The following is a 25,955-nucleotide window of genomic DNA, read 5'->3' as shown; positions in this document are numbered from 1 at the left end:
GGGCTCAGCCGCGCGCCCGCCTCCAGGCGCCGACGGGCGCCACCGGGAGGCCGACGTCGAGCAGGCCCAGCACGCCCGGGCGCGCCGCCTTGATCTGCGGCACGGCGCTCACCGCGGGCAAGGCGGTCATGATGTCCCAGTCGTGGTTCTTCCAGTGCGCCGCCGGGATCAGCCGGATGCGGTTGTCGATGCTCGGCTCTCCGTCCACGACAAGGTGATACTGGTCATCGTCGATGGACCAGCCTTGCGCCAGTTCGCGGGTGAGATACCAGACGACGGTGATCGTCACCACGGTCTGGCCTTTCAGCTTGCCCTGCCAGCCTCCGCGCAGGGCTGCATTGGTGCCCTTGTCCATCCGCATCCAGCCGAGGTCGACATCGCGGGCGGCGGTCGCGTATTCGCAGAAGAAGGTGATATCGTCCAAGGCGAGATCTAGGGCGGCGGCGATGCGCTCCACCGCGTCCTTGAACAGGATCAGCCAGCTTTGCGCGCGGTCCATCAGCTCGGGCGTCATGCCACCCGGCTCTCCCATGCCGAGGAAGCCCCAGGTCTCGACGGATTCGTAGACCGAGCAGTCGGCGGATTCGGTGAGCTCCACTGCCCGCACGTCGCGGCAGATCGCCGTCATGCTCGCGATCACCGAATTGATCCAGCCTGGGTTGATGCCGGTGATATAGAGCGAGGAGCCGCCGCGGGCGCAGGCAGCCTCCAGCCTGTCCTTCACCTCGCCGCGAATCCGGCCAAGGTTCAGAAACAGGTTGGTCGAGACCACGTCGAGCCCGCTCTCCAGCAGCCGGATCACCTGGTCGAGGTCGGCCTCGAACGGATTGTAGAGCACGGTGTCGGCGCCCAGTGCGATCAGCGCCTCGATGTCGTTGGTGGCCGTTATGCCCGTATCGGGCCGGCCGCAAAGCGAGCCGGCGTCGTGGCCCTTCTTCGCGTCCGACCAGGCGTAGCAGCCGGCCAGTTCAAGCCGGGGATCGTCCAGGATCGCGCGCAGCGCATGCTTGCCGACCTTGCCGGTGGTCCATTGGATGACGCGCAGCTTGTCCATGGTTCTCTCCCTCTTCGCCGGGAGTTTTCCGCCAAGCCGCGCCGCGCGATAGTTCCCCGCTGGGTACAGATGCCGGTGAAGGAAGCCTCAGGCCCTGGTTGCGGTGACGATGTAGTTGAGCGCGAGATCCTCGGAGAGGTGCAGGCCCTGCACCGGCGACCAGGCGATGCCGCGAGGCTCACCGACCCGCAGGCCGGCGCCTGCGGCGAGATCGGTCAGTTCCGCCGGCGTCACGAACTGGTCCCAGGCATGGGTTCCCCGCGGCACCTTGCCGAGCCGCTCCGCCGCTTCCACCAGCAGAAGGCGCGAGCGCGCGGTGCGATTGGGGCAGGAGAGGATCATCAGCCCTCCCGGCGCGAGCGCCCCGGCAAGGTGGCGCAGGAACGCCGGCTTGTCGGCCACGTGCTCGATCACTTCGAGCGAACAGACGAGGTCGAAGGCGCAGAGGGAAAGGGCGCCCAGCTCTCCCGCGCGATAGTCGATGTCGAGGCCCATGGCGATGGCATGGGCGCGGGCGGCCGTGATGTTCTCGGGCGCGGCATCCACGCCGGTGACGGCCGCACCCATCCGCGCCAGCGGCTCGCACAGCAGCCCCGCGCCGCATCCCGCATCCAGCGCGCGGCGGCCCTGCAGCGGCCGCAGCGAGCGGGTATCGGTGCCGAAATGCGTATCGATGGCCGTTCGGATAAAGCCAAGCCTGACCGGGTTGAGCTTGTGGAGCATGGCGGAGGACCCTTCCGGGTCCCACCATTCGGCGGCGAGGGTGCCGAAGTGGGCGGCCTCCCGGGGATCGATTGTTGCGCCGGAGGGGGCGATCGTCGCAGTTGCATTGTCCATGATCCACCCCTAACAGCGCGCCCGACTCTTATCCACACCGCACGGCATCTCGTGCGGGCTTTGACAGGGAGGCATCGGCGCCTTGGCACGTATCGTGATGAAATTCGGCGGCACTTCCATGGCCGGCACCGAGCGCATCCGGCGCGTGGCGGGTATCGTCAAGCGCCAGCAGGAAGCGGGGCACGAAGTCGCCGTCGTCGTCTCTGCGATGGCCGGCGAGACCGATCGCCTGGTCAACTTCTGCCGCGAAGCCAACGCGCTCTACGACCCGGCCGAGTACGACGTGGTCGTCGCCAGCGGCGAGCAGGTCACCTCGGGCTTGCTGGCGCTCACGCTGCAGGCGATGGGCTGCAAGGCGCGCTCGTGGCTGGGCTGGCAGGTGCCGATCAAGACCGACGACGCCCACGCAAAGGCGCGCATCGAGGACATCGACGCGGATGCGCTGATGGCTTCCATGGCCGCGGGCGAGATTGCCGTGATCCCGGGCTTCCAGGGCATCTCTCCCGCCGGCCGGGTGACGACGCTCGGCCGCGGTGGCTCGGACACATCGGCGGTCGCCGTCGCCGCGGCGGTGCAGGCCGACCGCTGCGACATCTACACCGACGTCGACGGCGTCTACACCACCGACCCGCGGATCGTCGCCAAGGCGCGCAAGCTGCCGCTGGTGACCTATGAGGAAATGCTCGAGCTCGCCTCGGTCGGCTCGAAGGTGTTGCAGACCCGCTCCGTCTCCCTGGCCATGAAGGAGAACGTGCGGGTCCAGGTGCTCTCCTCGTTCATCGACGAGAACGCGCCGGCCGCGGACACCCTGCCCGGAACCCTGATCGTCAGCGACGAAGAACTGGAAGGAAGCGACATGGAGCGCCAGCTCATCACCGGCATCGCCGCCGACAAGAACGAAGCCAAGATCACCCTGACCCGCATTGCCGACCGTCCCGGCGCGGTGGCGTCGATCTTCGCGCCGCTCGCGGAATCGAGCATCAACGTGGACATGATCATCCAGAACGTCGCGAAGGACAAAGGCGAGACCGACGTCACCTTTACGGTGCCCCAGGCGGACCTTGCGCGCGCGCAGGCGCTGCTCGAGGAGCAGCAGGAGAAGATCGGCTACTACCGCATGATCGCCGAAGGCAACGTCGCCAAGATCAGCGTCGTGGGCGTCGGCATGCGCAGCCACGCCGGCGTGGCCTCCACCATGTTCAAGACGCTGGCCGACCGCGGCATCAACATCATCGCCATCTCGACCAGCGAGATCAAGGTGTCGGTCCTGATCGACACCGACGAGACCGAACTGGCGGTGCGCGTGCTGCACACCGCCTACGGCCTCGACGCCGCGGCGTAAGGCCGGTGCGATGCCGCGAGGGGCTTTGACCCGAAGCGCCTGAGCGGGGCCAAAGTTCTAAGCGGGCTCGAAGTGCGCCTTCGACCGTCGCCGCTGAACCCATTCAGGCTGCGTTTGTCGAAGCTCCGCGAGCACACACGACGAGGGGCCCCGCACGAAAGGCGTGCGGGGCCCCTCGCGTTTCACTCGGCGAGTTCGGGCTCGGGCGAAAGCGCGGGATTGACGCTCATGCCCAGGGCTGCTGCCACGCCGGCACCGTAAGCGGGGTCGCAGCGGGTGCAATTGTCGATGTGCCGCTGCTTGATGAAGGCCGGCGCATCACACATGGCCCGGGCGGTGTTCTCGAACAGTCGCTGCTTCTGACCGGCGTCGTAGAGGTGGAACAGCGCGCGGGCCTGGCTGAAGTAGTCGTCATCGTCCTCGCGGAAGTTCCAGAAGTCTGCGTCTCCGGAAAGCCGCAGCGGCGGCTCTGTATATTCGGGTTGGTCCTGCCACTGACCAAACGAGTTCGGGTGATAGTGCGGAAGGCCGCCATAGTTGCCGTCGACCCTGCCCTGTCCATCCCGATGGTTGGTGAAGACCGGGCAGCGGGGAGCGTTGACGGGAATCTGGTGATGGTTCACCCCCAGCCGGTAGCGCTGCGCGTCCGAGTACGCGAAGAGTCGCGCCTGCAACATCTTGTCGGGCGAGACGCCGATCCCCGGCACCAGGTTCGAAGGTGCGAAGGCGCTCTGCTCGACATCGGCGAAGAAATTCTCCGGATTGCGGTTAAGCTCCATGACCCCGACTTCGATCAGCGGGTACTGCGCGTGCGGCCAGACCTTGGTGAGGTCGAACGGGTGAAAGCCGCAGGTCTCGGCCTCTGCTTCGGGCATGATCTGGACCATGACCTTCCAGCGCGGGAACTCGCCGCGGTCGATCGCGTCCAACAGGTCGCGCTGGTGACTTTCGCGATCGCTGCCCACGAGGGCCGCGGCCTCGGCATCGGTGAGGAACGCGTGTCCCTGCTCGGTCTTGAAGTGCCACTGTACCCAATACCGTTCGCCGGCGTCGTTCCAGAACGAGTAGGTGTGGCTGGAGTAACCGTTCATGTGGCGGTAGCTGCGGGGGATGCCGCGATCACCCATGACGTAGGTCACCTGGTGGAACGATTCCGGCAGCAGCGTCCAGAAGTCCCAATTGTTGGTAGCGCTCCGCAAGTTGGTGCGGGGATCGCGCTTAACGGCCTTGTTGAGGTCCGGGAACTTGCGGGGGTCGCGCAGGAAGAAGACGGGTGTGTTGTTGCCCACCATGTCCCAGTTCCCCTCCTCGGTGTAGAACTTGACCGCGAAGCCACGGATGTCCCGTTCGGCGTCTGCTGCGCCGCGCTCGCCGGCCACGGTCGTGAAGCGGGCGAACAGCTCCGTCTGCTTGCCGACCTGGCTCAGGAACTTCGCACGGGTGTACTTCGACACGTCCCCGGTGACGGTGAACGTCCCGAATGCGCCGGAGCCCTTGGCGTGCATGCGACGTTCCGGGATGACTTCGCGATTGAGGTTGGCGAGCTTCTCGAGCAGCCACACGTCCTGCATCAGCAGCGGACCGCGCGGTCCGGCCGTCAGCGAATTCATGTTGTCGGGCACCGGGGCACCGAACGCGGTGGTCAGGGTGGTAGGGGCAAGGGCGGCACCGCCATGCCCATAAGGGCAACTGCCGCCCGGGGGGTTCGATCCGTGCATCGCTGGTCTCCTTGACTTGCCACGCCGACGAAGGGCGGGCCGATGCCAAGGACCTAATGCGAGGCGACTGATAGGAGAAGTTGCGGAATTTCCTGACTGTGATCGCCAGAAGCGATCAACAATGGATCAGGCCAAGCTCTCTCGCGCCGTAACGAGAGCTTCGACGATCGCGGCCTGTTGCACACGGACCTGCGGGATATCGCGGATGGCCACAGCCTCGCGAAGCGCCTCCAGTGCGGAGTGCAGCTGCGCCGCCGCCTCGGGTGCAAGGCGGTCTTCGAGCGTGGTGAGTCCTTCCGCGACTTCCTCGACCCGCTCGGTCCGGAGCCCCGCGTCGGAGTTCATCGCCAGGCGCACGGCGCCTTCCACGTCGAGGATGTCCTCGAACAAGGTCTCGGCAGCCAGCGCGGGCGACGGGCCCCGTTCCGGAGCCTGCCCTGCAAGCGGACCGGACGTCCCGATCTCCGCTGCGGCTGCACCCTCGAGCGGTTGCTCATTCTTGTGGATCATCAAGGCCCCGCTCTTCTCGCAATGTGCGTGTCGAGTTCGGTAACGCTCTGGCGTGCCAATGGTTCCGGTCGTCGCCGCTTGTGCAGGGGGCTGGGTGGGCCTATGGCGCTCGCCTTGCAGAACACCCGGCTATGGGAGCCTCGATGATTGCTCACTCCAAGACTTCGGCCCTGATGGCGCGGGGATCCGAATTCCTCGGCAGCGAAACTGCGATCCTGTGCGGCGCGATGTCGTGGGTGTCCGAGCGCAACCTGGTCTCGGCGATCAGCAATGCCGGCGGCTTCGGCGTGATCGCCTGCGGCGCCATGACGCCCGCGCTGCTTGATGCCGAGATCGCCGCGACGCGGGCGCTGACCGACAAGCCGTTCGGCGTCAACCTCATCACCATGCACCCGCAGCTCTTCGAGCTGATCGCGGTCTGTGGCCGCCATGCAGTCAGCCACGTGGTGCTGGCCGGCGGCATCCCGCCCAAGGGCAGCGTCGAGGCGATCCGGGAGCATGGCGCCAAGGTCATCTGCTTCGCGCCCACGCTGGCGCTCGGCAAGAAGCTGCTGCGTTCCGGTGCCGACGCGCTGGTGATCGAGGGCATGGAGGCGGGCGGCCACATAGGGCCGGTCTCCACCTCCGTACTGGCGCAGGAGATCCTGCCGAGCCTCGCGGCCGAGCATCTGGTGTTCGTGGCGGGCGGGATCGGCCGCGGGGAGGCGATCGCCGGCTACCTGGAGATGGGCGCTGCCGGCGTTCAGCTCGGGACGCGCTTCGCCTGCGCCAGCGAATCGATCGCGCACCCGGCGTTCAAGAAGGCCTTCTTCCGCGCCTCCGCGCGCGATGCGATTGCATCCGTCCAGGTGGACCCGCGCCTTCCGGTCATTCCCGTGCGCGCCCTGCGCAACAAGGGCACCGAGGAGTTCACCGCCAAGCAGATCGAGGTGGCACGCCGACTGGACGCCGGCGAAGTGGACATGGGCGAGGCGCAGCTCGCGATCGAGCACTTCTGGGCCGGCGCGCTGCGCCGCGCGGTGATCGACGGCGACGTGGAGAGCGGCTCGATCATGGCCGGCCAGTCCGTCGGCATGGTCACGAGCGAGGAGCCGGTGGCGCAGATCATCGCGGCACTCATGGCGGAGAGCGAAGCGGCGCTGGATCATCGCGCCGGCGCACGCTCGATCGCAGCGTAAGGAGCGGGCGCCTTGGCCGAACCCCTGATCCTGGCGCTATCCTGCGCCGACCGCCCGGGCATCGTCGCGCGGGTGACCGGCTACCTGGCGCAGATGGGCGCCAACATCATCGAGGCGCAGCAGTTCGACGATCTCGAGGAAGGCCGCTTCTTCATGCGCGTCGCCTTCGATCCCGGCGCGACCGACCGCGAGGAGATCCGCGAGGGGTTCGGCCCGATTGCGCACGAGTACGCGATGGCGTGGTCGATGCTGCGTCGCGATCGCCCGCGCCGGGTCCTGCTTCTCGTCAGCAAGTTCGACCATTGCCTGGCCGACCTGCTCTACCGCCAGCGCATCGGCGAGATCGCGATGGAGATCGTCGGCGTCGTCTCCAACCACCCACGCGAGGCGATCAACACGCTGATGCTGGGAGACATCCCCTTCCATCACCTGCCGGTGACGAAGGAGACCAAGGCTGCGCAGGAAGCGCAGGTGCGCGCACTGGTGCAGGAGACCCGCGCCGAACTGGTGGTGCTGGCGCGCTACATGCAGATCCTCTCGGACGAGATGGCATCGTTCCTCTCCGGGCGCTGCATCAACATCCACCACTCGTTCCTGCCCGGCTTCAAGGGCGCCAAGCCTTACCACCAGGCGCATGCGCGCGGAGTGAAGATGATCGGTGCGACCGCGCACTACGTCACCGCCGATCTCGACGAGGGTCCGATCATCCACCAGGACGTCGAGCCGGTCACCCACGCCGACACGCCCGACGACATGGTTCGCAAGGGCCGCGACATCGAACGCCGGGTGCTGGCGGAGGCGGTGCGCCTTCACCTGGAGGACCGGGTGCTGCTCAACGGCGCGCGCACGGTGGTCTTCCGCAGCTAGGCGCTTGCTCCGCCGCGCCGCTTGGGCGAAGGTTCCGCCCGGGACACGAGGAGGAGCACCATGCCGGTCAGCGGAATCGACCACGTCAACATCCTGACCGACGACCTGGAGGCCACCGCCAGCTTCTACGAGCGGCTGCTCGGTCTCACCCGCAGCGAGAACCCGGCGATCCGGTCCGGCATCGCAGGCTACTGGCTGCGCGATGCCGAGGGGATGCCGATCATCCATCTGGTGGACCGCCTGTCGGCCAGCGAGCGCTACGAAGGGTATCGACCCGGGTCGTCGACGAATGCCCTCCACCATGTCGCCCTGCGCTGCGATGATTTTGTGGAGATGAAGGCGCGGGTGGAAGCCATGGGGCTGGAGCACCGCGTGAACGATCTCTCGCGCATGGGGGTGATGCAGATCTTCCTGTCCGACCCCAACGCCGTGAATCTGGAGCTGAATTTCCACAAGGTGTCGGCCTGATCCTCTTTAACCGGTGCGCCGCCCCGGGCACCGGCCTCGCGTTCGTTCATTGTTGATCGCGGGGCATTTCCGCCCTGAAGACGGATGACGATGAACTTTACGCAATGGCTGTCGGTCGGGGTCCTCGTGGTGACCATGGCCTTGTTTGTCTGGGGGCGCTTCCGCTACGATGTGACCGCCGTGATCGCGCTGCTCGGAGCGCTGGCGATTGGGCTGGTCAAGCCGGAGGATGCCTTCGCCGGCTTTTCCGACGACATCGTGGTGATCGTCGGATCGGCGCTGGTGATCTCGGCCGCCGTCCAGCGTTCGGGCGTGATCGAGACCCTGGTCAGCTTCGTGGGCAAGCGGCTCCGCCGCTTCGGTTCGCAGCTGGTGTTCCTCACCGCCATGGTCGGGGTCGCCTCGGCGCTGGTCAAGAACGTGGGGGCGCTGGCGATGCTGATGCCGGCCGCGGGCCAGCTCGCGCGCAAGAGCGGGAGCAATCCCTCGCGCTTCCTCATGCCGATGTCGTTCGCCTCGCTGCTGGGCGGGCTGATGACGCTGGTGGGCACCTCGCCCAACATCATCGTCAGCCGCGTGCGTGAGGAGATGACCGGAGAACCGTTCCGGATGTTCGACTACCTGCCGACCGGGCTGGGCCTCCTGATCGTCGGATTGGTGTTCCTCCGGCTGGCCCATCGCCTGCTGCCGGCGGACCGCCGGGCAGCCGCAACGATGGGTGAGGCGCTGAACATCTCCGGCTACGTCACCGCCGCGGAGGTGGGGGAGAGCTCGGCTCTGGTCGGCGAGACCATCGCCGACTTCCTCGCCCGCCACGAAGGTGAGGTGGACGTCACCGCCGTGCTGCGGGACGGCCGCCATGGCGCGGTCCATCCCGGCATGCACTTCCACGAGGGCGACGTCATCGTCCTGTCCGGCGAGCCCGACGCGCTCGAGCGCGCAATTGCCGGCGACCGCCTGACGCTCTCCGGCGAGGGCGGCGGGGTGCTGGATGACGACGAGGTGGGCGTGGTGGAGGGCGTGGTCACTGCGCGCTCGCCGCTGATCGACCGGTCGGCCACGCGCATGCAGCTGCAGGACCGTCTGGGCCTGCGCCTCATCGCGATCTCGCGCGAGGGAGAGAGCCTGCGCAATCGACCCGGCAAGGTGATCCTGAAGCCGGGGGACGTGCTGGTGCTCCAGGGCAACGTCGAGATGATGCCAGGTCGGCTGAGCCAGCTCGGCATCCTGCCGATTGCAGCCCGCCACATCCGCCTGGGTTCGGTGCGGCGAGGCTGGCTAGCCGTCGCCATCCTGGCGGCGGCGATGGTTGCGACGGCGACCGGGCTGGTGCCGGTGGCGGTGGCCTTCTTCGCGGCTGCGGGTCTTGTCGTGATCAGCGGCGGGCTGCCCGTGGACGAGGCCTACGAAGCGGTAGAGTGGCCGATCCTCATCATGCTGGCGGCGCTGATCCCCGTGAGCGCCACGCTGCAGAGCACGGGCGCTTCCGACGTGATCGCGACCAGCCTGGCGCAGTTCGCGACGCGCCTGCCGCCCTGGGGCGCGGTCATGCTGATCCTTGGCGTGGCGATGCTGGTCACCCCCTTCCTCAACAACGCCGCCACCGTGCTGGTCATGGCGCCGATCGCGGCCGTCTTCGCCCATGATCTCGGCTACCGGCCCGAGGCCTTCCTGATCGCGACGGCGGTGGGCGCGGGCTGCGACTTCCTCACGCCGATCGGGCACCAGTGCAACACCCTGGTCCTGGGGCCGGGCGGCTATCGCTTCGGCGACTATGCTCGCCTGGGCGCGCCGCTTTCGCTGCTCGTGCTCCTGATCGGGACGCCGCTGATCCTCTGGGTCTGGCCGCTGCACTGACGCGCTTCCCTTTTGCTGCGACTCCAGTAGCCTGCATTCGGCGCAATCCACCGGAGACGACGAGCATGTGTGACGACTTCACCGCCGAAGCCGACTTCGGGCAGGCGGGCCTCAGCCGCCGCGCCTTTGCGGCGCTGGGTGCCAGCGCGGCGCTGGCGGGCTGCGCGGGACCGATCGCTGCGGAAGGGGGCGCCGCGGTCACCGAGAAGATGGTGTCGATCACCACGGCGGACGGGGTGTGCGACGCCTTCCTCGTCCATCCCGGCGAAGGGGCGCACCCCGGCATCGTCATGTGGCCCGACATCGCCGGCCTGCGCGAGGCGAAGAAGATCATGGCGCGCTCGCTCGCCGCGCAGGGCTTTGCGGTGCTGGTGGTCAACCAGTACTATCGCGCCGGACCCGCACCGGTGATGAAGAGCTTCGCCGAGTACAGCACGCCCGAAGGACAGGCGCGCATCGCGCCGATGCGCGCGGCGCTCACGCCCGATGCGATCACCCGCGATGCCCGGGCGTTCGTCGCCTTCCTCGACAGCCACGACGCGGTGGACCGCAAGCGTGGCATCGGCAGCAACGGCTACTGCATGGGCGGACCCTTCACCGTGCGCACCGCGGCCGCGGTTCCGGGCCGGGTGCGCGCGGCGGCTTCGCTGCATGGGGCGGGGCTGGTGACCGAGGAGGCGGACAGCCCGCACCGGCTGCTGGCCCGCACCCACGCTGCCTGCCTCTTCGCCATCGCGCGCAACGACGATGCCAAGCAGCCGACCCAGAAGGACGACCTGCGCAAGGCGGCCGAGAGCGCGGGTCGGGCGGCGCAGGTGGAGGTCTACGCCGCCGACCACGGCTGGTGCGTGCCAGATTCCCCGGCCTACGACCCGCAGGAGGCGGACCGCGCCTGGCAGCACATGCTGGCGCTTTTCGGCCGTCTGTGAGGCTGCGCGGCGGCATTCGGCATCAGGGCACCGCCGCTGCGAGCAGGGCGATGGCGGCGGCGGCGAGGGCCAGGAGGAGGGCACCCAGCAGCAGGTCGCGGGCGGTCAGGCGGTCGCGGTGGGCCTTGCTATAGGCCCGGTACTGGGCGGCGACGGCGGGGTCGCTGGCGAGCAGGCCGACGTCGAGCGCGCTCGCCTCGCGCCGGAACCAGTGCGTCAGGCTGTCGAGTTCGGTGTCGGTAAGGTGGGGATAGCGCGCCATTAGCGCGGCAGCATGGGCGCGGCCGCCGCGATGCGGCGCGCCGGTGTCATCTTGAGGCATGGGAGTATCGTCCTGAAAAGGCGGGGGATCGGGCGCGCACGAGGGCGCCGGGTCGAACCGGTTCAGGCGAGAGGGGGCGCGGTGCTGTCGGGCAGACGGGCAGGATGGCGCCGCGGAGGCGGTGCACGGACCCGGGATGGCAGGGGGCTGGCCGGGCGCTCTGCGGCCTCCGCCCAGGCCCGCTGCACCACCCCGGCCGCTCGCGACGGGGGCAGCACCAGCGGCTCGGCCACCTGGACCGGCTCGCCCTGGAGCCTGCGCGGCGCGGCCAGCGCCACGTCCAGCGTCGCGGCGCTGAAGGCCGAGCCCTGTACGCGCTCGAGCGGCGCATGAATCGGGGCCGCCGCCTGCGTGGTGATCGCGGCCAGCAGCAGCAACGGCCAGAGGCGCAGGCGCGCCAGCAGGGCGGGGAGGGACGTCACCGGGGCCGGCTACGCAACCGAAGCGGGCCTGACAACCCCGGGGGCGCTCCCCGCGCGCCCCGCAAGCGGGCGCCTGCCGCACTTGATCCCCCGCCAACGCGGTCTATATGACCGGGCCGAGGCCACGCCCTCACCTGTCGACGGACGCCTGCCCGGCGCGCGGCGGGCTGGAAGTCCGGGACGGCCCGGCAGCTCTCGGATGAAGGAGGCTGGGGTGGCGTGGGTCTATCTCGTCGTAGCGGGTATTCTGGAGGTCGTCTGGGCCTATGCGATGAAGCTGTCCGACGGGTTCTCCCGGCCGGTGCCGGCCGCGGTCACCCTCGTCGGCATGATCGCGAGCTTTGCGCTGCTCTCGTTCTCGATGAAGACGCTGCCGCTGGGGACGGCCTATACGGTCTGGACCGGCATCGGCGCGGTCGGCGCCTTCCTCCTCGGCATCCTGGTGCTGGGCGAGCAGGTCAGCCTCATGCGCGTGGTCGCGGGAGGGCTGATCGTCGCCGGGCTCATCCTGATGAAGCTCTCGTCGAGCAGCTGACGGCGGAGCCGTCGCCGCACTCAGCGCGGCGCCAGCGCCTCCGGCGTGCGCGGGGAAGCGGGCCGCACCTCCACCCCGGTCCTGGCACGCGCCCGCGTCGCCAGCACCTGGAACAGCGCGGCGACGAGGGCGATCCGCCGGCCGCGTCTGCAAGGATTCTGGGGGTGTCGCAATCTGGCGCTCCGCGTTGTCGGGCGTCCAGATTGCGGGCGGCGCGCGCCGGTTCTAGTGTCATTATCGGTATGGAGGTCATAGCCCAAGGCTATGACCGGCCGGCTTACCGCCCGCTCAGCGCTCGTCCCCCCAGCGCCACTTCCACCCGCCCCGGGTGCGCCGGGCGGCCACGGCGATGAACAGGCTCGTCACCAGCACGAAGAGTGCGAAGGCGCCAGCGCGGGCCGCGACGCCGCCGGTGCGGTCGAGCAGGCCTATCCCGCCGAGGGCGGCCACATAGGAGGCCAGGAGCATCCAGCCCTGCCAGGCGATCGGCAGCCCCGCCCCATAGCCGTAGCGCCGAGGCGCGAACCAGTCGCCGCGCGCGAAGATCTTGTGCAGCATCAGCCTGCCTCCTTGGGCGGTCGCCCCCGGCGCACCGGTTCGGCCGCCTCCACCTTGATTCCGCGCCGGCCCAGCGCCTCGCGCAGCAACACTTCGACCTCGGCGTTCACAGAGCGCAGGTCGCACGCCGCCGCCCGCTCCAGCGCCGCGTAGAGCGCCGGATCGAGACGGAGCGGAAACGCCTTCCTGCCAGGGCTCGCCATGGTTGCGCCGGTCCCCCGCGCTTTACTGGTAGAGCGTGCCGGTATTGACCACCGGCTGCGTGTCGCGCTCACCGCAGAGCACGACCATGAGGTTGGAGACCATCGCTGCGCGGCGCTCGTCGTCGAGCTCCACCACGTTCTTCTCCGAGAGCTGCGAGAGCGCCATCTCCACCATCGAGACCGCGCCTTCCACCAGCTTGCGGCGGGCGCCGATCACCGCCTCCGCCTGCTGGCGGCGCAGCATGGCCCCGGCGATCTCGGGCGCGTAGGCGAGGTGGGTCAGGCCGCACTCGTCGACGGTGATGCCGGCCACCTGCAGGCGCGCGATCAGTTCGGTGCGCAGTTCGGCGTTCACCTCCTCGTGGCTGCCGCGCAGCGTGACCTCGGCGTCCTCGACGTCGTCGTAGGCGTAGCGCGATCCGATCGAGCGGACCGCCGCCTCGATCTGCACGTTGACGAAGGCCTTGTAGTCGTCGACGTCGTAGAGCGCCTGCGCGGTGTCGGCCACGCGCCACACGACGTTGGTGGCGATCTCGATCGGGTTGCCGCGCAGGTCGTTCACCTTCAGCTTCTCCGACACCACGTTGTTGGCGCGCACCGAGATCTTGGTCTTGGCCATCCACGGCCAGACCCAGCGCAGGCCGGTGTGCCGGTCGGTGCCGCGATAGCTGCCGAAGAGGGTGATCGCGGCGGCCTGGTTGGGCTGGACCATGTAGAAGCCGCATAGGATCAGCACTTGTGCCGCGACGGCCACGACGATGAAAGCAAGGAAGGCCAGGATCACGCCCGCGCCAGGGTTCGTGCGGGAGGCCAGCCCCGCCACCGCAGCGATCGTCGCGATCAGCAGCGCCAGGAACAGGACGAGCACGAGGTAGCCGCTGCGCGTGGAGGCGAGGCTCTCCCGGCTGGCGTTGATGGGCAGATGCGAATCGGACATCGGTGGCACCCCTGTTAATGTGATATCACTTTAATATCGTTTTTTGGGGCGGGGTCAATGGAAGCCGGTGTGACAGGCGCGAGGCCTTCGACAGGCTCAGGCCGAGCGGCGTGGGAAGGTCTGTCCTCGGGCGGAGAGCCACCGCACCACACTCCGCTCATGCTGAGCCTGTCGAAGCATGCGACCCTTGCGCCATGCCGCAGGGCCTTGAACAACCTGCCGATCACGACAAACCGTCCGATCCGATGCTAAAGTCTGTATCCGCCGGAGCCGATCCGTTGCACAGTCACCCGCAAGCATCGAAACGGCCTTGGGGGGGCGAGAATGGAAGGTTCGACACAATCTCTATGTGAAGAGGTCACCGGCATTCCGATCCTGCATCAGAATGTCTTCCAGTCCGTGGCCGACCGAACCGGCAACATCATCGCCAGTCGGGCGGTGGGCATCTATGCAACCGGCCTCATTCTGGAGAACTACGCGTCCAAGGGGTTTCACAACAAGGCGAAATCCTGCAATTGGGGGCCCATGGCCGGCTTTGTGCTGGACGACGTGCGCTTCACCAAGGTGGGCGGTACGGCCGAAGGGCAGAGGGACCAGCGCAAGGCGCTGATCCACGCGATCGACGATGGCGCGATGGAAGTACCGCTGATCATTTCCGACGAGCGGCGGCAGTGGCTGCTCGCCAAGGGGCTCATCAAGTTCGTCGATCGCGACAGCAATTCCCTCTTCTACGCGGCGTCGTCCGGCTGGAGAGAGAACAACGTCTCGATGACCTTCAAGCTGCTGCGTGAGCGCGTGGACGGCGCGCCCGGCGTGATGTGGTCCGTCCACTACAAGGGCGCGGACCGCCGCAGCGCGGCCGATACGGTCTCCCGGGAATGGACGCCGGTGATCGCGATGCGCGATCCGATGTGCCCCTTGCCGCCCTCGGACTATCATTCCGCCACGACCGGCGACTACGACCTGTTCATGGTCCTGGCCCGGACCGGCACATATGCCCCGGACGGCGCCGATCGTCGCAAGGTGGGGGTGAACGCCCTGGAAGCGGCGATCCGCGCGGGGGGTCCGACCGGCGAGGACGCGCATCTCGGCAACATCACCGGCCGGATCGCGCAAGTGCGCATGCTGCTCAACATCGGCTTCGTCGGGGCAGGCTATCGCGGCGGCAACATGGTCCACCACAGCGACGAGGGTGGGCGACCCTTCGTCGATTCGGTGGACCTGCCGGTGTTCGCGGTGGTGCCCTTCGCGTCCAAGCCTTTCCTGATCCGGTCGATACCGGACCTGCGGCACTTCATCGCGACCGTGACGCCGGTCTATGCGCCGGTCTTCAATCCAGGGTGGATGAGTCAGCTGGTCCACGGGTCCTGGCAATGGGATCGAAACGCCCAGACCGGACGATGGGAGAAGACCTTCACCGGCGATCGGCTGCGAAGCGCTATCCGCGGCTTCGACCGGACCAACCGGCGGCACGTGCCCTGACAGGAACCCGGCGGACGCGGGTGGGAAGGGGCAGGCGCGGGCCCGGATACAGTGGTCGGCCTTGCATTCTGCGCCCGGCAGCCGTATAACAAGCGCTGCGGGCCGGGCCCCTCTGGCGCGGCGCGGGATGATCCTGCGCCTCGTGATGTCGGACCGCATCGGGTGAAACCGATGCAGGTTCCAGACGTCTTCGCCGCTCCGGCATCATTTCGTTACGCAACCTGCCCCGGGCTCATCCGATCGAACCAACGCCTGTTCGATAGGGATTTGATATGACCGAACGCATGTTCCGCCTGCTCGAGCGCCAGCAGAAGCTCGATGCCCTGTTCCAGCGCGCCAAGGCCAGCGCGCTGACCGATCCGCTCGAGCTCGCCTGGCTGCGCAAGCGCAAGCGCGACCTCCGGGCCCGGCTCGCCGCGCTGCTGCCCTCGCAGCAGTGGCGCAGCCCCGCCGCTTCGCACTGACCGGGGGGCGCGCCATGGAATTCCTCTTCGCCGACTGGCTCGGCACCCCGGCCTGGTTCTGGCTGGCCTTCGCGGCGGTCGTGCTGCTGCTCACCGCGTTCGACCTGGGCGTTCTGCACAAGGACGACCGCGAGATGGGCATCGCGGAATCGCTGCGGCTCTCCGTGTTCTACATCGCCATCGCCATGGTGTTCGGCGGCTGGATCTGGTGGGCCAAGGGATCGGCCCCCGCCATCGACTACTACACCGGCTACTTCATCGAGAAGGCGCTCTCGATCGACAACGTCTTCGTCATCTCGATGATCTTCGGCTACTTCGCCGTTCCGGCCAAGTACCAGTACCGCGCGCTGCTGTGGGGCATCCTGGCGGTGATCGTGCTGCGCGGCCTGATGATCGCCGGGGGCGCGGCGCTGATCGCGCATGCGCACTGGGTCATGTACCTCTTCGCGGGATTCCTGATCTACACCGGCGTCAAGATGCTGTTCGCCAGCGACCACGACCCGGACATCGGCAACAATGCCGCGATCCGCTGGATCTCGCGGCACATGCGGGTGACCAAGGCGCATCACGGCGAGCACTTCTTCGTGCGCGAGCCGAACGCCGCGGGCCGCCTGGTCTGGGCCGCGACGCCGCTGTTCCTGGCGCTGGTGGTCATCAACCTCGCCGACCTGGTCTTCGCCATCGATTCGGTGCCGGCGATCTTCTCGATCACCACCGACACCTTCATCGTCTACACCTCGAACATCATGGCGATCCTCGGGCTGCGCGCGCTCTACTTCGCGCTGGCGGCGATGGTCCACCGCTTCCACTACCTCAAGTACGCGCTGGCGCTGGTGCTGGTGTTCATCGGCGGCAAGATCCTGGTCGCCGACTTCGCGATGGGCGGGGCCAAGTTCCCCCCGCTGGCGAGCCTGGGCATCACCCTGGCGCTGATCGCGGGTGGCGTGGGGTGGTCCTTGTGGAAGACCCGCGGCGAGGACGCCGGCCGCCTGCCGCACTGAGCCACGGGGCGACTTGGCATCCGCGCGCCCGCTTCTTGATCGCGGCGCGCGGACCGTCATTAAGCAGGTGCGCCGGGGGCCGCGCGGCGCTACGAGGCGGCGATGAGCACGATCCCCGCATCGCCCGCCAGCCGCGCCGAACCGGACTGGACGCCGCGCCACCTGCTGGCGCTGCTGGCGGCCAACGTGGCGCTGGCGCTGGGGGCATGGCTGGTGCGGCTGTCGGACACCGGACCGGTCGCCGCCGGGTTCTGGCGGCTGGGGCTCGCGCTGCCGGTGCTGGTGGCGCTGGCCTCGCGCGAGCCGGCGGAGCAGCGGCGCATGGGGCGCGGCACGGTGGCGCTGGTGGCGGGAGCGGGCGTGTTCTTCGCGCTGGACCTCGCTGCCTGGCACGTCGGGATCGTGCAGACCCGGCTCGGCAACGCCTCGTTGTTCGGCAACTCGGGCAGCATCCTGGTGATGGCCTGGGGCGTGATCTCCGCCCGGCGGGCGCCGCGCGGGCTCGAGCTGGCGGCGATCTGCGCCTCGCTGGCGGGCGCGGGGCTGCTGATGGGCGGGTCGCTGGAAATCAGCCACGCCAACCTGGTGGGCGACCTGTTCTGCGTCTTGGCGGGGGTGTTCTACGCCTTCTACATCATCATGCTCAACGCCGCGCGCGAGCGGCTGGGCCAGTTCTCGGTGCTGGCGGTCTCGACCCTGGCGAGCGCACCGGTCATGCTCGCGATCGCGGTCGGCCTGGGCGAGACGATCATGCCGACCAACTGGACCCCGCTGGTCGCGCTGGCGGTCTCCAGCCAGCTCGTCGGGCAGGGGTTCCTCATCTACTCGCTGCGGCACTTCACGCCGCTGGTGATCGGCCTGGCGCTACTGACCCAGCCGGCGCTTTCCGCCACGGTGGGATGGCTGGCCTTCGGCGAGACGCTGAGCGGCCTCGACGTGCTGGGCATGGTGCTGCTCGCGGCCGCGCTGGCGCTGGCCAAGGCCGGGGGCAGGGCGTGACGCGATGGCGCGGCTGATCCTCCTCAACAAGCCGTTCGACGTGCTCTCGCAGTTCACCGACGCGAAGTCGCCCAGCCCGCGCGCGACGCTCTCGGACTTCGTCGCGGTGCCCGGGGTCTATCCCGCCGGGCGGCTCGACCGCGACAGCGAGGGGCTGCTCCTCCTCACCGACGACGGGCGCCTGCAGGCCCGCATCGCCGATCCGCGCTTCCGGCTGGAGAAGACCTACCTCGTCCAGGTGGAGGGCGAACCGGACGAGGCGGCGCTGGAGGCGCTGCGCCGCGGCGTCCTGCTCAACGACGGCATGACCCGCCCGGCCCGGGCGCGCCGCATCGCCGACCCGCAGCTCTGGCCGCGCGATCCCCCGGTCCGCTTCCGCAAGACGGTGCCCGACTGCTGGATCGAGCTGGCGATCCGCGAAGGCCGCAATCGCCAGGTCCGCCGCATGACCGCGGCCGTGGGGTACCCCACCTTGCGCCTCGTGCGCTGGCGCATCGGCGACTGGACGCTGGACGGTCTCGCGCCCGGCGCATGGCGGGAGGTTCCCGCCTGACCTTTCCGCCCGGCGGCGCCGTCCCCAGATAGGCGGCATGTGAGGCGATAAGGAGGAGCCCGATGGAACCGGATCGCATGATCGTCGTCTGCCCGTCCTGCACCACCTCCAACCGCGTGCCGGCGGGGCGGCTCGGTGCAGGCGGGCATTGCGGCAAGTGCAGCCAGCCGCTCTTCGCGGGCGCGCCCGTCACGCTCACCGCCGCCAACTTCGACGCGCACGCGAGCCGGAGCGACCTGCCGCTGCTGGTGGACTTCTGGGCCGCGTGGTGCGGGCCCTGCCGCCAGATGGCGCCCGCCTTCGCCACCGCGGCGGCCCAGCTCGAGCCGGAGATGCGGCTCGGCAAACTCGATACCGAGGCCGAGGCGGCGATCGCCGGCCGTTACGCCATCCGTTCGATCCCGACCCTGGCGCTAATCCGCAAGGGCCGCGAGATCGCCCGCCAGTCCGGCGCGATGCCGCCCGCCGCCATCGTCGCATGGGCGCGCCAGGCGGCGCGCGGCTGAGGCGGCACGCCCCACTTCGGAGCCCTCCATGATGGACGCCCGTTAACTCGCCATGCTATCACGGTTTCCCGTAATCAAAGTGGATGGACTTCGCGTTCGACCCCGCCAAGAACGAAGCCAACCGGTCCAAGCATGGGCTGGAACTGGCCTTCGGCATGCGGGTGTTCGACGATGACGACCATATCGTCCTCGCCTCGCACCGAGAAGCGATGGTGAGGCGAGGCTCAAGGCGCTCGGTGTCGTCGACGGCAAGCTCTACACCGTGGTGCACGTCTGGCGCGGGGAGTCGATCAGACTGACTTCGGTGAGGCGGAGTAACGCGCGTGAACAAAGAGACTACGATCGCCATACCGGCGGACCCGAACGATCCTGAGGACTTCGACGTCAGCGTGGCCGGGCTGGAGCGGGGGCTGATGGGCCGGCGCATCCGTCAACTTCGGAACCGCCTCGGAATGACGCAGCCCGAGTTCGCAGCCGCCTTCGGCATTCCCGCAAACAGCATACGCCAATACGAACTCGGCCGCCGCATGCCTCCGCCGGCCTTGCGCGCCTACCTCAGGGTGATCGAGGCGGAGCCCGAGATGGTGCGGCGGGTGATGGCGATGCAGCCGGCCTGAGCACGTCGCGCTCGCGACCGGCCGCCACGCCCGCGATGGGTCATCGCGTGCCGAGGTCGCCCTTGCCGATGGTGCCGCTCGCCATCTCGAGCATGCGGTCGAGGCTCTTCTTGGCGGCAAGGCGCAAGGACTCCTCGATCTCGACCCGCGGGGTCAGGTCGCGCAGCGCCAGGTAGAGCTTCTCGAGATTGTTGAGCGCCATGTAGGGGCAGATGTTGCAGTTGCAGTTGCCGTCGGCGCCGGGCGCGCCGATGAAGGTCTTGTTCGGGATCGCCAACTGCATCTGGTGGATGATGTGCGGCTCGGTCGCCACGATCAGTGTGTCGCCGGGCATCGTCTTGGCATACTGGAGGATGCCGCTGGTCGAGCCGACGTAGTCTGCATGGTCGACGATGTGAGGCGGACACTCGGGGTGCGCGGCGATCGGCGCGTTCGGATGCTGGGCGCGCAGCTTGAGCAGCTCGGTTTCGCTGAACGCCTCGTGGACGATGCAGACGCCCGGCCACAGCAGCATCTCGCGGTTGAACTTCCGGCTGAGATAGCCGCCGAGGTGCCGGTCGGGCCCGAAGATGATCTTCTGGTCGAGCGGGATCTGCTGCAGGATCGTCTCGGCGCTGGAGCTGGTGACGATCACGTCGGAGAGCGCCTTCACCTCTGTCGAGCAGTTGATGTAGGTCAGCGCGATATGGTCGGGGTGCGCTTCGCGGAACGCCTTGAACTTCTCGGGCGGGCAGGAATCCTCCAGGCTGCACCCAGCGTCGAGGTCGGGCAGCACCACGATCTTGTCGGGCGAGAGGATCTTGGCGGTGTCGGCCATGAACTTCACGCCGCAGAAGGCGATGACGTCCGCGTCGGTCTCGGCGGCCTTGCGGCTGAGCTCCAGGCTGTCGCCCACGAAGTCCGCCAGGTCCTGCAGCTCGGGCTTCTGGTAGTAGTGCGCCAGGATGACCGCGTTGCGCTCCTTGCGCAGCCGCTCGATCTCGGCGCGCACGTCGATGCCGGTGAGGTCGGCGGGCATAACGGTCATGGGCTTCCCTTTGGTCCTGTGGGTCCGGTCATGGTGCCGGACGGGGGCTATCTAGGGATGCGAAGCCCCGGACCCAAGGGAAAAAACGCGCGGCGTCAGGCGGTGGCGACCCGCTCCGCGAAGGCGATCCACCACGGCGAGAGCGCCAGCATTTCGATGACCACGCGGCCGAGCACGATGGCGGAGAGGACCGCGCCGGTCGCCGGATGCATGTGCCCGAGCGTGCGGCGGTCGTGGCGCAGCACCAGCGCCGCCACGCCGAGCTGGACCACCGTCACCAGCCATCCGCCCCAGGGAACGATGAAGGGCATCGGCAGCACCCGGCCGAGCGCCGGCTCCATCAGCAGGATGGTCGAGCCGATCATCAGCCGCTTGTGCCACTGGGCGCGGGCGCGCCGGGCGATCGCCGTCGCGACGAGGGCCGCGAAGACGGCCACCCCCACGTGGACGACCGCCAGGAAGTAGGCCGGCGTGAAGAAGGGTGGGAACATGCCGGCGCGCAGTCCGGCTACGCAGGTGACGCTCGCCAGAACCACGATCAGCGGCAGCATCACCACGCTTGCCCAGCCCAGCTTGCGGTGCACGGCCAGTCCCGTGCCGCGGCCGACCAGCACCGACTGGGTGCACAGCAGGCCCAGCCATGCCAGCATCGTCATGCCGTGCAGGTGGAACACCAGCGGGACCTGCATGTAGGGTACGAAGCCGCGCAGCGCGAACTGCGCGAAGCCGAAGACGATGAACAGGCTGATGCCGATCGTCATCTTCGCCCAGAACGAGAGGCGCGCCACCTGCGCGCCGGCTGCGGTCGCCATCGCTGATCCTCCACCCGGTAATGGCGGCGGACAGTAATTCTGATAAATCGCTTTTGCCAATACTTGTCGACGAACGTCTATTTCGCGTCGACGAGCATCCACTCATCTTCACGGCGCCTTGTAATACCGCGCTTTTCCAGGTCGATCAGATGCGACAATACGGAGCGACCGGCCGCAGGCCACAGTCTTTCGTCCACCCCCTTGTACATCTGCGGCACCATGTCGACCACCCGGCTGACGCCCGATTCGATCTGCCGAAGGATCTGCCGCTCGCGCTGGCGGCGGTGGCCGATCATGCCGCGCACGAGCTGGCGCGGCTTGGTCACCTCGGGGCCGTGGGCCGGGTAGTAGACGCTGTCCTGCTCGCGCTCGTAGAGCAGGGCGAGGCTTGCCATGTAGGCGGTCATGTCGCCGTCAGGGGGTGAGACGACGCTGGTGGACCAGCCCATGACGTGGTCGCCGGTGAACAGCGCGCCGGTCTCCTCCAGCGCGAAGCACAGGTGATTGGAGGTGTGCCCCGGCGTCGCCAGCGCCCGCAGCGTCCAGCCTTCGCCGTGCAGCGCCTCGCCATCCGCCAGCACCCGGTCGGGCGCGTAGGCGGGGTCGAAGGAGGCGTCCGCACGCGGGCCGTCGTCGCTGAGAGCGAGCGGGGCGCAGCCGACGACGGGGGCGCCGGTGATCGCCTTCAGAGGCGCGGCGGCGGGCGAGTGGTCCCGGTGGGTATGCGTGCAGCAGATCGCCACCACCCGGTCCCCTCCGATCGCAGCGACGAGCGCGGCGAGGTGTTCGGGTTCGTCCGGGCCGGGATCGATCACTGCCACCTCGCCCTCGTCCCCGACCAGATAGGTCTGGGTTCCGGTGTAGGTGAAAGGCGAAGGATTGCGCGCAAGCACGCGCCGGACCAGCGGGCCGATCCGCTCGGCCACGGCATAGGGCCTGTCGATCTCGATGGAAGCGTCCATGGCAGCGCATATGGGAACGCGGCGCGGCCGTGTCGAGCGGGATCGCGCGGCGCGCGAGGCGGGCCGTCAGCCGGCGAGGCGCCCGGCGATCCGCTCGCGCAGGCCCTGGATCGGATCCTGGCCGGCCGACGCGGTCAGCCGCCATGCCGCATCCAGGCGCAGCAGGCGATCGTAGAACCGCTGCGTCGCGTCCACCAGCAAGCGCGTCTCGGCCGCGAGCAGGGCGACGTGGTGCGGGTCCGGCCGGCGTATCTCGGGCGAGAGGCGTCCTTGCCGGCGCAGCTGCAGGTCCGCGATCTCGCCCCGGAAATAGGCGCGGTGGTTCAGCAGCCAGGTGATCGCGTGCATCAGCCGCGTCGTGGTGCGCAGCCCTTCGCTCGAAAGCGCCACGCGTGCCGGATCCTCCACGCCGGGCGCGGCGGCACGCTGCGGCCGGGCGGGTAGCGTGAACGCCGCCCGCACCTCGTCGGAGAGCACGAGCGCCTCGCAATAGAGGGCTTCGACGATGCGCGGGCTGATGGTCGGGATGGACGTCATGGCGCCTCCCTATTTCGCAGCGACGACTCGGCGGCAACCACCTGTTGGACGAAAATGCGGCGCCAGGAGGCAGGTGTCCGCAATCGGCACAGCCTGTCCGGACCGGCGTCAGGCGATGATGTCGGGGATGAGGTAGTCCTCGATCTGGGCGATCTGGTCCTTGAGGCGCAGCTTGCGCTTCTTGAGCCGCGCGATCTGGAGCTGGTCGCCCGCGCTGGCGGTCATCAGCGCTTCGATGGCGACGTCGAGGTCGCGGTGCTCTACCTTCAGGATCTCCAGGCGCTTGCGCATTTCCTCTTCGGTCACGCCGGAATTCCTCAGTATTCTAGCCACTTGGCAGGACGCACGCGGCGGTTGGCAGACGGTGCGGCCGATTCCCGCCCCAACGCAGGATTCATGCGGTTCACCGATATGAAGCAATACGGGTCTTCGCAAGATGGGAGGGATGTGGTTCCTTGGGTTTTGCGCCGGATCACCGATGCCGAGTCGCCAATTCGGGTCATTCGACATCTGCTTCGCGGGCTGTGGCCCGTGGGCAAATCTGTTCGCCGCGGGTCCGGCCCCCAGAAGGAGGAACGTCCATGGATAGTTCGCACGTCAGCGCTCTGCAGCTCAAGCATGCCGGCATCGAACGGCAGATCCACGAAGAATTGAGCCGTCCGATACCTGATGCCGCGGTGGTCCAGTCCCTCAAGAAGCGCAAGCTCAAGCTCAAGGAGGAACTCGCGCGGTTCTGACCGCCGGTTCCGTCCCGCGGGCGCCGGGATCGGCGGATGATGCCGCCGATCTCCGGACATTCCCCGATATCGTCCGCATTCGCTGAAGCGACGGCATCCGCTGCGTTCCCAAAGCCATGACTTTGCGTTACGCCAGAGGCATGAGCAGCGGAGCCGTCGAAGCAGCACGAACCATCCTCACCCGCCTTCACGAGGTGATGGCCTCGCGCAGCAATGCGCAAGCCAAGCTCAACAACGTGGTGGAGGTGATCGGCGAGTGCCTCGATAGCGAGGTCTGCTCGATCTACCTGCTGCGCGAAGGCATGCTCGAACTCTTCGCCACCCGCGGGCTGGCGCAGGAAGCCGTCCACGTCACCCGCATGGCGGTGGGCGAAGGCCTCGTCGGCATGATCGCCGACCAGATCGAGACGCTCAACCTGGCCGAAGCGGCCGCGCACCCCGACTTCTCCTATCGCCCGGAAACGGGGGAGGACAAGTTCCACTCCTTTGCCGGCGTGCCGATCGTGCGGCGCGAGCGCGCGGTGGGCGCCCTCTGCGTCCAGCACGTCGAGCCGCGCCGCTACGAGGAGATCGAGATCGAGGCGCTGCAGACGGTGGCGATGGTGCTGTCCGAGCTCATCACCAACGCCGACCTCATCGACGAGGAGGACGCCCGCGCGCTCGGTCCCGGGCAGAGCGGGCCCGAGCAGCTGCGCGGCCTGACGCTGGTCAAGGGCCTCGCCGCGGGGCTGGCGGTGTTCCACCAGCCGCGCGTCACCATCGAGCACGTCGTCGCGGAGGACACCGAGGCGGAGCGCCAGCGCGTCATCATGGCGTTCGAGCGCATGCGCGAGCAGATCGACCGCATGTCGAGCCAGGCCGAGTTCGGCCTCGGCGGCGAGCACGAGGAGGTGCTCGAGACCTACCGCATGTTCGCCTACGACGAAGGCTGGACGCGCCGCATCAACGAGGCGATCGACTCCGGCCTCACCGCCGAGGCCGCGATCGAGCGCGTGCAGCAGCGCACCCGCATGCGCATGCGCCAGATCGACGACCCGCTGCTGGCCGACCGCATGCACGACCTGGAGGACCTGGCCAACCGCCTCCTGCGCATCGTCTCGGGCCAGCTCGGCACCGCCGCTTCGATGGGCCTGCGCAACGACGCCATCCTCATCGCCCGCAACCTCGGGCCCGCCGAGCTGCTGGAATACGACCGGCGCCGGCTCAAGGGCGTGATCCTCGAGGAAGGCTCGCTCACCAGCCACGTGGTGATCGTGGCGCGGGCCATGGGAATCCCGGTGCTCGGCCGCGTGCGCGGCCTGCGCGCGGTCGTGCGCGAGGGCGACCAGCTCCTTCTCGACTGCGAGCAGGGGACCGCCATCGTGCGCCCGTCCCCGGGCTTGATGGAGGCCTTCGACGCGCGCTTCGCGCGGAACCGGGAGCGCCAGGCGGTGTACGCCGGACTGCGCGACGTCCAGCCGACCACGCGCGACGGCACCCGCATCCAGGTGATGATCAACGCCGGGCTGCGCGACGACGTCGCCAACCTCAACCTCACCGGCGCGGACGGCATCGGCCTGTTCCGGACCGAGTTCCAGTTCCTCGTCTCCGCCACGCTGCCCCAGCGCGAGCGCCAGACCCGGCTCTACCGCGACGTCATCGACGCGGCGGGAGAGCGCCCGGTGATCTTCCGCACGGTGGACATCGGCGGCGACAAGACGCTGCCCTACCTGCGCCACGACGACGGCGAGGGGGAGGAGAACCCGGCGATGGGCTGGCGCGCGCTGCGCGTGGCGCTGGAGCGCGACGGCCTGCTCAAGGTGCAGGCCCGCTCGCTGCTGGAAGCGGCGGCCGGCCGCAAGCTCAACGTGATGTTCCCGATGGTGGCCGAACCCTGGGAGTTCGATGCCGCCAAGGCGGTGTTCGACAACCAGCTCGCCTACTTGCGCCGCCGCAAGAAGGTGCTGCCCGAGGCGATCCGCTATGGGGTCATGCTGGAAGTGCCCGCGCTGGCCGAGCAGCTCGACCTGCTGGCGCCGCGCATCTCGTTCCTGTCGATCGGCACCAATGACCTGACGCAGTTCCTGTTCGCGGCCGACCGCGCCCACCCCAAGCTGGCGGAACGCTACGACTGGCTGAGCCCGGCGATCCTGCGGTTCGTGCGGCGGGTGGTACGCGACCTGGCCGGCTCCGGCGTGGACATCAGCGTCTGCGGCGAGATGGGCGGGCGCCGGCTGGAAGCGCTGGCGCTGCTCGGCCTGGGCATACGCCGCATGTCGATCACGCCGGCCGCGGTGGGCCCGATCAAGGAGCTCGTCGGCAAGGTCGACCTGGGGGAGATCACGGCAGCCATGGAGCGCTGGCTCTCCGCCCCGCCGCCGGACTTGCGTGCCGCGCTGTCGGCGTGGGCGGCGGAGCGCGACATCCTGGTCGATTGATCGAAGTTAGCTTTGCAGGTTCCCGTCCTGTTCTGCGCGGCCGGCTCATCGGGCGTAAGAGCTTGCACAAATTTCGTTTGGCCGGCTGCGGACTGATTGACTTT

32 protein-coding genes and 1 pseudogene are annotated in these 25,955 nt (G+C 68.5%); 18 read left to right on the top strand and 15 right to left on the bottom strand.

Annotated elements, in window-relative coordinates:
• Positions 1-4: 4 nt before the first annotated feature.
• Both ACFFJC_RS09805 and ubiG read right to left on the bottom strand, forming a co-directional pair.
• Positions 5-1,054: an NAD(P)H-dependent amine dehydrogenase family protein gene (locus tag ACFFJC_RS09805; protein ID WP_379487318.1), complete on the bottom strand. Its 1,050-nt coding sequence runs from the start codon at positions 1,052-1,054 to the stop codon at positions 5-7.
• A gap of 87 nt (positions 1,055-1,141) precedes the next feature.
• On the bottom strand, positions 1,142-1,891 hold the full coding sequence (gene ubiG / locus ACFFJC_RS09800) for a bifunctional 2-polyprenyl-6-hydroxyphenol methylase/3-demethylubiquinol 3-O-methyltransferase UbiG (protein WP_379487317.1): 750 nt from the start codon (positions 1,889-1,891) through the stop codon (positions 1,142-1,144).
• An 82-nt stretch (positions 1,892-1,973) separates the two neighbouring features.
• Here ubiG and ACFFJC_RS09795 point away from each other — a divergent pair, with 82 nt between their 5' ends.
• Entirely contained in the window at positions 1,974-3,233 is a 1,260-nt protein-coding gene (locus ACFFJC_RS09795; RefSeq protein ID WP_379556189.1) for an aspartate kinase, read from the top strand.
• 182 nt (positions 3,234-3,415) lie between these two features.
• Here ACFFJC_RS09795 and ACFFJC_RS09790 read toward each other — a convergent pair whose 3' ends face one another.
• Together ACFFJC_RS09790 and ACFFJC_RS09785 are read right to left on the bottom strand one after the other, a co-directional pair.
• Entirely contained in the window at positions 3,416-4,951 is a 1,536-nt protein-coding gene (locus ACFFJC_RS09790) for a catalase (protein ID WP_379487316.1), read from the bottom strand.
• A gap of 126 nt (positions 4,952-5,077) precedes the next feature.
• Positions 5,078-5,461 (bottom strand): hypothetical protein, encoded by a 384-nt coding sequence (locus ACFFJC_RS09785; RefSeq protein ID WP_379487315.1) that lies wholly within the window; start codon positions 5,459-5,461, stop codon positions 5,078-5,080.
• A gap of 143 nt (positions 5,462-5,604) precedes the next feature.
• On the opposite strand from ACFFJC_RS09785, the gene ACFFJC_RS09780 reads away from it, so the two are divergent.
• From ACFFJC_RS09780 to ACFFJC_RS09760, 5 genes are all read left to right on the top strand, one after another.
• Positions 5,605-6,639 (top strand): NAD(P)H-dependent flavin oxidoreductase, encoded by a 1,035-nt coding sequence (locus tag ACFFJC_RS09780; protein WP_379487314.1) that lies wholly within the window; start codon positions 5,605-5,607, stop codon positions 6,637-6,639.
• Between the two features lie 12 nt (positions 6,640-6,651).
• A complete protein-coding gene (purU, locus tag ACFFJC_RS09775) occupies positions 6,652-7,506 on the top strand; it encodes a formyltetrahydrofolate deformylase (protein WP_379487313.1) in 855 nt (284 codons plus the stop codon).
• Positions 7,507-7,566: 60 nt separating this feature from the next.
• Complete coding sequence (locus tag ACFFJC_RS09770; protein ID WP_379487312.1) at positions 7,567-7,974, top strand: VOC family protein; 408 nt, start codon at positions 7,567-7,569, stop codon at positions 7,972-7,974.
• A gap of 90 nt (positions 7,975-8,064) precedes the next feature.
• On the top strand, positions 8,065-9,831 hold the full coding sequence (locus ACFFJC_RS09765) for an SLC13 family permease (protein WP_379487311.1): 1,767 nt from the start codon (positions 8,065-8,067) through the stop codon (positions 9,829-9,831).
• 65 nt (positions 9,832-9,896) lie between these two features.
• A complete protein-coding gene (locus tag ACFFJC_RS09760) occupies positions 9,897-10,760 on the top strand; it encodes a dienelactone hydrolase family protein (RefSeq protein WP_379487310.1) in 864 nt (287 codons plus the stop codon).
• Between the two features lie 22 nt (positions 10,761-10,782).
• On the opposite strand, the gene ACFFJC_RS09755 is transcribed toward ACFFJC_RS09760, so the two are convergent.
• Entirely contained in the window at positions 10,783-11,082 is a 300-nt protein-coding gene (locus tag ACFFJC_RS09755; RefSeq protein WP_379487309.1) for a hypothetical protein, read from the bottom strand.
• Positions 11,083-11,144: 62 nt separating this feature from the next.
• Positions 11,145-11,504, bottom strand: a complete 360-nt coding sequence (locus ACFFJC_RS09750) for a hypothetical protein (RefSeq protein WP_379487308.1) — start codon at positions 11,502-11,504, stop codon at positions 11,145-11,147.
• Positions 11,505-11,718: 214 nt separating this feature from the next.
• Between ACFFJC_RS09750 and ACFFJC_RS09745 the strand changes: the two genes are divergently transcribed.
• The gene (locus tag ACFFJC_RS09745) at positions 11,719-12,039 is read left to right on the top strand and encodes a DMT family transporter (RefSeq protein WP_379487307.1); all 321 of its coding nucleotides are present in this window, start codon (positions 11,719-11,721) and stop codon (positions 12,037-12,039) included.
• 20 nt (positions 12,040-12,059) lie between these two features.
• Here the strand turns inward: ACFFJC_RS09745 and ACFFJC_RS09740 are convergent, their stop codons facing one another.
• The 4 genes from ACFFJC_RS09740 to ACFFJC_RS09725 all read right to left on the bottom strand — a co-directional run bounded on the left by ACFFJC_RS09740 (position 12,060) and on the right by ACFFJC_RS09725 (position 13,737).
• Positions 12,060-12,212, bottom strand: a complete 153-nt coding sequence (locus tag ACFFJC_RS09740; RefSeq protein WP_379487306.1) for a hypothetical protein — start codon at positions 12,210-12,212, stop codon at positions 12,060-12,062.
• Positions 12,213-12,327: 115 nt separating this feature from the next.
• Complete coding sequence (locus ACFFJC_RS09735) at positions 12,328-12,597, bottom strand: hypothetical protein (RefSeq protein ID WP_379487305.1); 270 nt, start codon at positions 12,595-12,597, stop codon at positions 12,328-12,330.
• Positions 12,597-12,800 (bottom strand): type II toxin-antitoxin system antitoxin, encoded by a 204-nt coding sequence (locus ACFFJC_RS09730; protein ID WP_379487304.1) that lies wholly within the window; start codon positions 12,798-12,800, stop codon positions 12,597-12,599. Before ACFFJC_RS09730 ends, ACFFJC_RS09735 begins: the two co-directional genes overlap by 1 nt.
• Positions 12,801-12,822: 22 nt before the next feature.
• Positions 12,823-13,737, bottom strand: a complete 915-nt coding sequence (locus tag ACFFJC_RS09725; protein WP_379487303.1) for an SPFH domain-containing protein — start codon at positions 13,735-13,737, stop codon at positions 12,823-12,825.
• 324 nt (positions 13,738-14,061) lie between these two features.
• Here ACFFJC_RS09725 and ACFFJC_RS09720 point away from each other — a divergent pair, with 324 nt between their 5' ends.
• The 9 genes and pseudogenes from ACFFJC_RS09720 (at position 14,062) to ACFFJC_RS09680 (ending at position 19,359) form a co-directional block, all read left to right on the top strand.
• Positions 14,062-15,219, top strand: coding sequence for an anthrax toxin-like adenylyl cyclase domain-containing protein (locus tag ACFFJC_RS09720; protein ID WP_379487302.1), 1,158 nt, complete (start codon positions 14,062-14,064; stop codon positions 15,217-15,219).
• 272 nt (positions 15,220-15,491) lie between these two features.
• A complete protein-coding gene (locus ACFFJC_RS09715) occupies positions 15,492-15,683 on the top strand; it encodes a DUF465 domain-containing protein (RefSeq protein WP_379487301.1) in 192 nt (63 codons plus the stop codon).
• 14 nt (positions 15,684-15,697) lie between these two features.
• Positions 15,698-16,684, top strand: a complete 987-nt coding sequence (locus tag ACFFJC_RS09710) for a TerC family protein (RefSeq protein WP_379487300.1) — start codon at positions 15,698-15,700, stop codon at positions 16,682-16,684.
• Positions 16,685-16,786: 102 nt separating this feature from the next.
• Entirely contained in the window at positions 16,787-17,683 is an 897-nt protein-coding gene (locus ACFFJC_RS09705; protein WP_379487299.1) for a DMT family transporter, read from the top strand.
• A gap of 4 nt (positions 17,684-17,687) precedes the next feature.
• Positions 17,688-18,236: a pseudouridine synthase gene (locus tag ACFFJC_RS09700; RefSeq protein WP_379487298.1), complete on the top strand. Its 549-nt coding sequence runs from the start codon at positions 17,688-17,690 to the stop codon at positions 18,234-18,236.
• Positions 18,237-18,298: 62 nt separating this feature from the next.
• Positions 18,299-18,742 carry a thioredoxin TrxC gene (trxC, locus tag ACFFJC_RS09695; RefSeq protein ID WP_379487297.1) on the top strand — a complete coding sequence of 148 codons (444 nt, stop codon included), beginning with the start codon at positions 18,299-18,301 and terminating at the stop codon, positions 18,740-18,742.
• A gap of 83 nt (positions 18,743-18,825) precedes the next feature.
• Complete coding sequence (locus ACFFJC_RS09690; RefSeq protein ID WP_379487296.1) at positions 18,826-19,041, top strand: BrnT family toxin; 216 nt, start codon at positions 18,826-18,828, stop codon at positions 19,039-19,041.
• Positions 19,002-19,115 (top strand): annotated as a pseudogene (locus tag ACFFJC_RS09685) (hypothetical protein); the annotation flags it as partial. The gene ACFFJC_RS09690 and the pseudogene ACFFJC_RS09685, both read left to right, overlap by 40 nt.
• Complete coding sequence (locus ACFFJC_RS09680; protein WP_379487295.1) at positions 19,066-19,359, top strand: helix-turn-helix domain-containing protein; 294 nt, start codon at positions 19,066-19,068, stop codon at positions 19,357-19,359. The pseudogene ACFFJC_RS09685 and the gene ACFFJC_RS09680, both read left to right, overlap by 50 nt.
• Positions 19,360-19,399: 40 nt before the next feature.
• On the opposite strand, the gene nadA is transcribed toward ACFFJC_RS09680, so the two are convergent.
• The 5 genes from nadA to ACFFJC_RS09655 form a co-directional block, all read right to left on the bottom strand.
• Positions 19,400-20,386: a quinolinate synthase NadA gene (gene nadA / locus ACFFJC_RS09675; RefSeq protein ID WP_379487294.1), complete on the bottom strand. Its 987-nt coding sequence runs from the start codon at positions 20,384-20,386 to the stop codon at positions 19,400-19,402.
• 95 nt (positions 20,387-20,481) lie between these two features.
• Entirely contained in the window at positions 20,482-21,198 is a 717-nt protein-coding gene (locus tag ACFFJC_RS09670; RefSeq protein ID WP_379487293.1) for a hypothetical protein, read from the bottom strand.
• Positions 21,199-21,275: 77 nt separating this feature from the next.
• Complete coding sequence (locus ACFFJC_RS09665) at positions 21,276-22,160, bottom strand: MBL fold metallo-hydrolase (RefSeq protein WP_379487292.1); 885 nt, start codon at positions 22,158-22,160, stop codon at positions 21,276-21,278.
• Positions 22,161-22,226: 66 nt separating this feature from the next.
• Positions 22,227-22,697 (bottom strand): DUF1465 family protein, encoded by a 471-nt coding sequence (locus tag ACFFJC_RS09660; RefSeq protein ID WP_379487291.1) that lies wholly within the window; start codon positions 22,695-22,697, stop codon positions 22,227-22,229.
• A gap of 108 nt (positions 22,698-22,805) precedes the next feature.
• On the bottom strand, positions 22,806-23,003 hold the full coding sequence (locus ACFFJC_RS09655; protein WP_379487290.1) for a YdcH family protein: 198 nt from the start codon (positions 23,001-23,003) through the stop codon (positions 22,806-22,808).
• A gap of 275 nt (positions 23,004-23,278) precedes the next feature.
• On the opposite strand from ACFFJC_RS09655, the gene ACFFJC_RS09650 reads away from it, so the two are divergent.
• Both ACFFJC_RS09650 and ptsP read left to right on the top strand, forming a co-directional pair.
• Positions 23,279-23,434, top strand: a complete 156-nt coding sequence (locus tag ACFFJC_RS09650; protein WP_379487289.1) for a DUF465 domain-containing protein — start codon at positions 23,279-23,281, stop codon at positions 23,432-23,434.
• 140 nt (positions 23,435-23,574) lie between these two features.
• Positions 23,575-25,851 carry a phosphoenolpyruvate--protein phosphotransferase gene (gene ptsP, locus ACFFJC_RS09645; RefSeq protein WP_379487288.1) on the top strand — a complete coding sequence of 759 codons (2,277 nt, stop codon included), beginning with the start codon at positions 23,575-23,577 and terminating at the stop codon, positions 25,849-25,851.
• Positions 25,852-25,955: the final 104 nt, after the last annotated feature.

This window comes from Novosphingobium soli, assembly GCF_042432915.1.
GTDB lineage: Bacteria > Pseudomonadota > Alphaproteobacteria > Sphingomonadales > Sphingomonadaceae > Novosphingobium > Novosphingobium soli.
Note: the sequence above shows the minus strand (reverse complement) of the source record. Positions and strands in the feature narration are given on the sequence as shown.

Coding starts and splice junctions, on each gene's coding strand:
- ACFFJC_RS09805 (WP_379487318.1), bottom strand. CDS start 1,054: ATGGACAAGCTGCGCGTCATCCAATGGACCACCGGCAAGGTCGGCAAG.
- ubiG (WP_379487317.1), bottom strand. CDS start 1,891: ATGGACAATGCAACTGCGACGATCGCCCCCTCCGGCGCAACAATCGAT.
- ACFFJC_RS09790 (WP_379487316.1), bottom strand. CDS start 4,951: ATGCACGGATCGAACCCCCCGGGCGGCAGTTGCCCTTATGGGCATGGC.
- ACFFJC_RS09785 (WP_379487315.1), bottom strand. CDS start 5,461: ATGATCCACAAGAATGAGCAACCGCTCGAGGGTGCAGCCGCAGCGGAG.
- ACFFJC_RS09780 (WP_379487314.1), top strand. CDS start 5,605: ATGATTGCTCACTCCAAGACTTCGGCCCTGATGGCGCGGGGATCCGAA.
- ACFFJC_RS09770 (WP_379487312.1), top strand. CDS start 7,567: ATGCCGGTCAGCGGAATCGACCACGTCAACATCCTGACCGACGACCTG.
- ACFFJC_RS09765 (WP_379487311.1), top strand. CDS start 8,065: ATGAACTTTACGCAATGGCTGTCGGTCGGGGTCCTCGTGGTGACCATG.
- ACFFJC_RS09760 (WP_379487310.1), top strand. CDS start 9,897: ATGTGTGACGACTTCACCGCCGAAGCCGACTTCGGGCAGGCGGGCCTC.
- ACFFJC_RS09755 (WP_379487309.1), bottom strand. CDS start 11,082: ATGCCTCAAGATGACACCGGCGCGCCGCATCGCGGCGGCCGCGCCCAT.
- ACFFJC_RS09735 (WP_379487305.1), bottom strand. CDS start 12,597: ATGCTGCACAAGATCTTCGCGCGCGGCGACTGGTTCGCGCCTCGGCGC.
- ACFFJC_RS09730 (WP_379487304.1), bottom strand. CDS start 12,800: ATGGCGAGCCCTGGCAGGAAGGCGTTTCCGCTCCGTCTCGATCCGGCG.
- ACFFJC_RS09725 (WP_379487303.1), bottom strand. CDS start 13,737: ATGTCCGATTCGCATCTGCCCATCAACGCCAGCCGGGAGAGCCTCGCC.
- ACFFJC_RS09720 (WP_379487302.1), top strand. CDS start 14,062: ATGGAAGGTTCGACACAATCTCTATGTGAAGAGGTCACCGGCATTCCG.
- ACFFJC_RS09715 (WP_379487301.1), top strand. CDS start 15,492: ATGACCGAACGCATGTTCCGCCTGCTCGAGCGCCAGCAGAAGCTCGAT.
- ACFFJC_RS09710 (WP_379487300.1), top strand. CDS start 15,698: ATGGAATTCCTCTTCGCCGACTGGCTCGGCACCCCGGCCTGGTTCTGG.
- ACFFJC_RS09705 (WP_379487299.1), top strand. CDS start 16,787: ATGAGCACGATCCCCGCATCGCCCGCCAGCCGCGCCGAACCGGACTGG.
- ACFFJC_RS09700 (WP_379487298.1), top strand. CDS start 17,688: ATGGCGCGGCTGATCCTCCTCAACAAGCCGTTCGACGTGCTCTCGCAG.
- trxC (WP_379487297.1), top strand. CDS start 18,299: ATGGAACCGGATCGCATGATCGTCGTCTGCCCGTCCTGCACCACCTCC.
- ACFFJC_RS09690 (WP_379487296.1), top strand. CDS start 18,826: ATGGACTTCGCGTTCGACCCCGCCAAGAACGAAGCCAACCGGTCCAAG.
- nadA (WP_379487294.1), bottom strand. CDS start 20,386: ATGACCGTTATGCCCGCCGACCTCACCGGCATCGACGTGCGCGCCGAG.
- ACFFJC_RS09670 (WP_379487293.1), bottom strand. CDS start 21,198: ATGGCGACCGCAGCCGGCGCGCAGGTGGCGCGCCTCTCGTTCTGGGCG.
- ACFFJC_RS09665 (WP_379487292.1), bottom strand. CDS start 22,160: ATGGACGCTTCCATCGAGATCGACAGGCCCTATGCCGTGGCCGAGCGG.
- ACFFJC_RS09660 (WP_379487291.1), bottom strand. CDS start 22,697: ATGACGTCCATCCCGACCATCAGCCCGCGCATCGTCGAAGCCCTCTAT.
- ACFFJC_RS09650 (WP_379487289.1), top strand. CDS start 23,279: ATGGATAGTTCGCACGTCAGCGCTCTGCAGCTCAAGCATGCCGGCATC.
- ptsP (WP_379487288.1), top strand. CDS start 23,575: ATGAGCAGCGGAGCCGTCGAAGCAGCACGAACCATCCTCACCCGCCTT.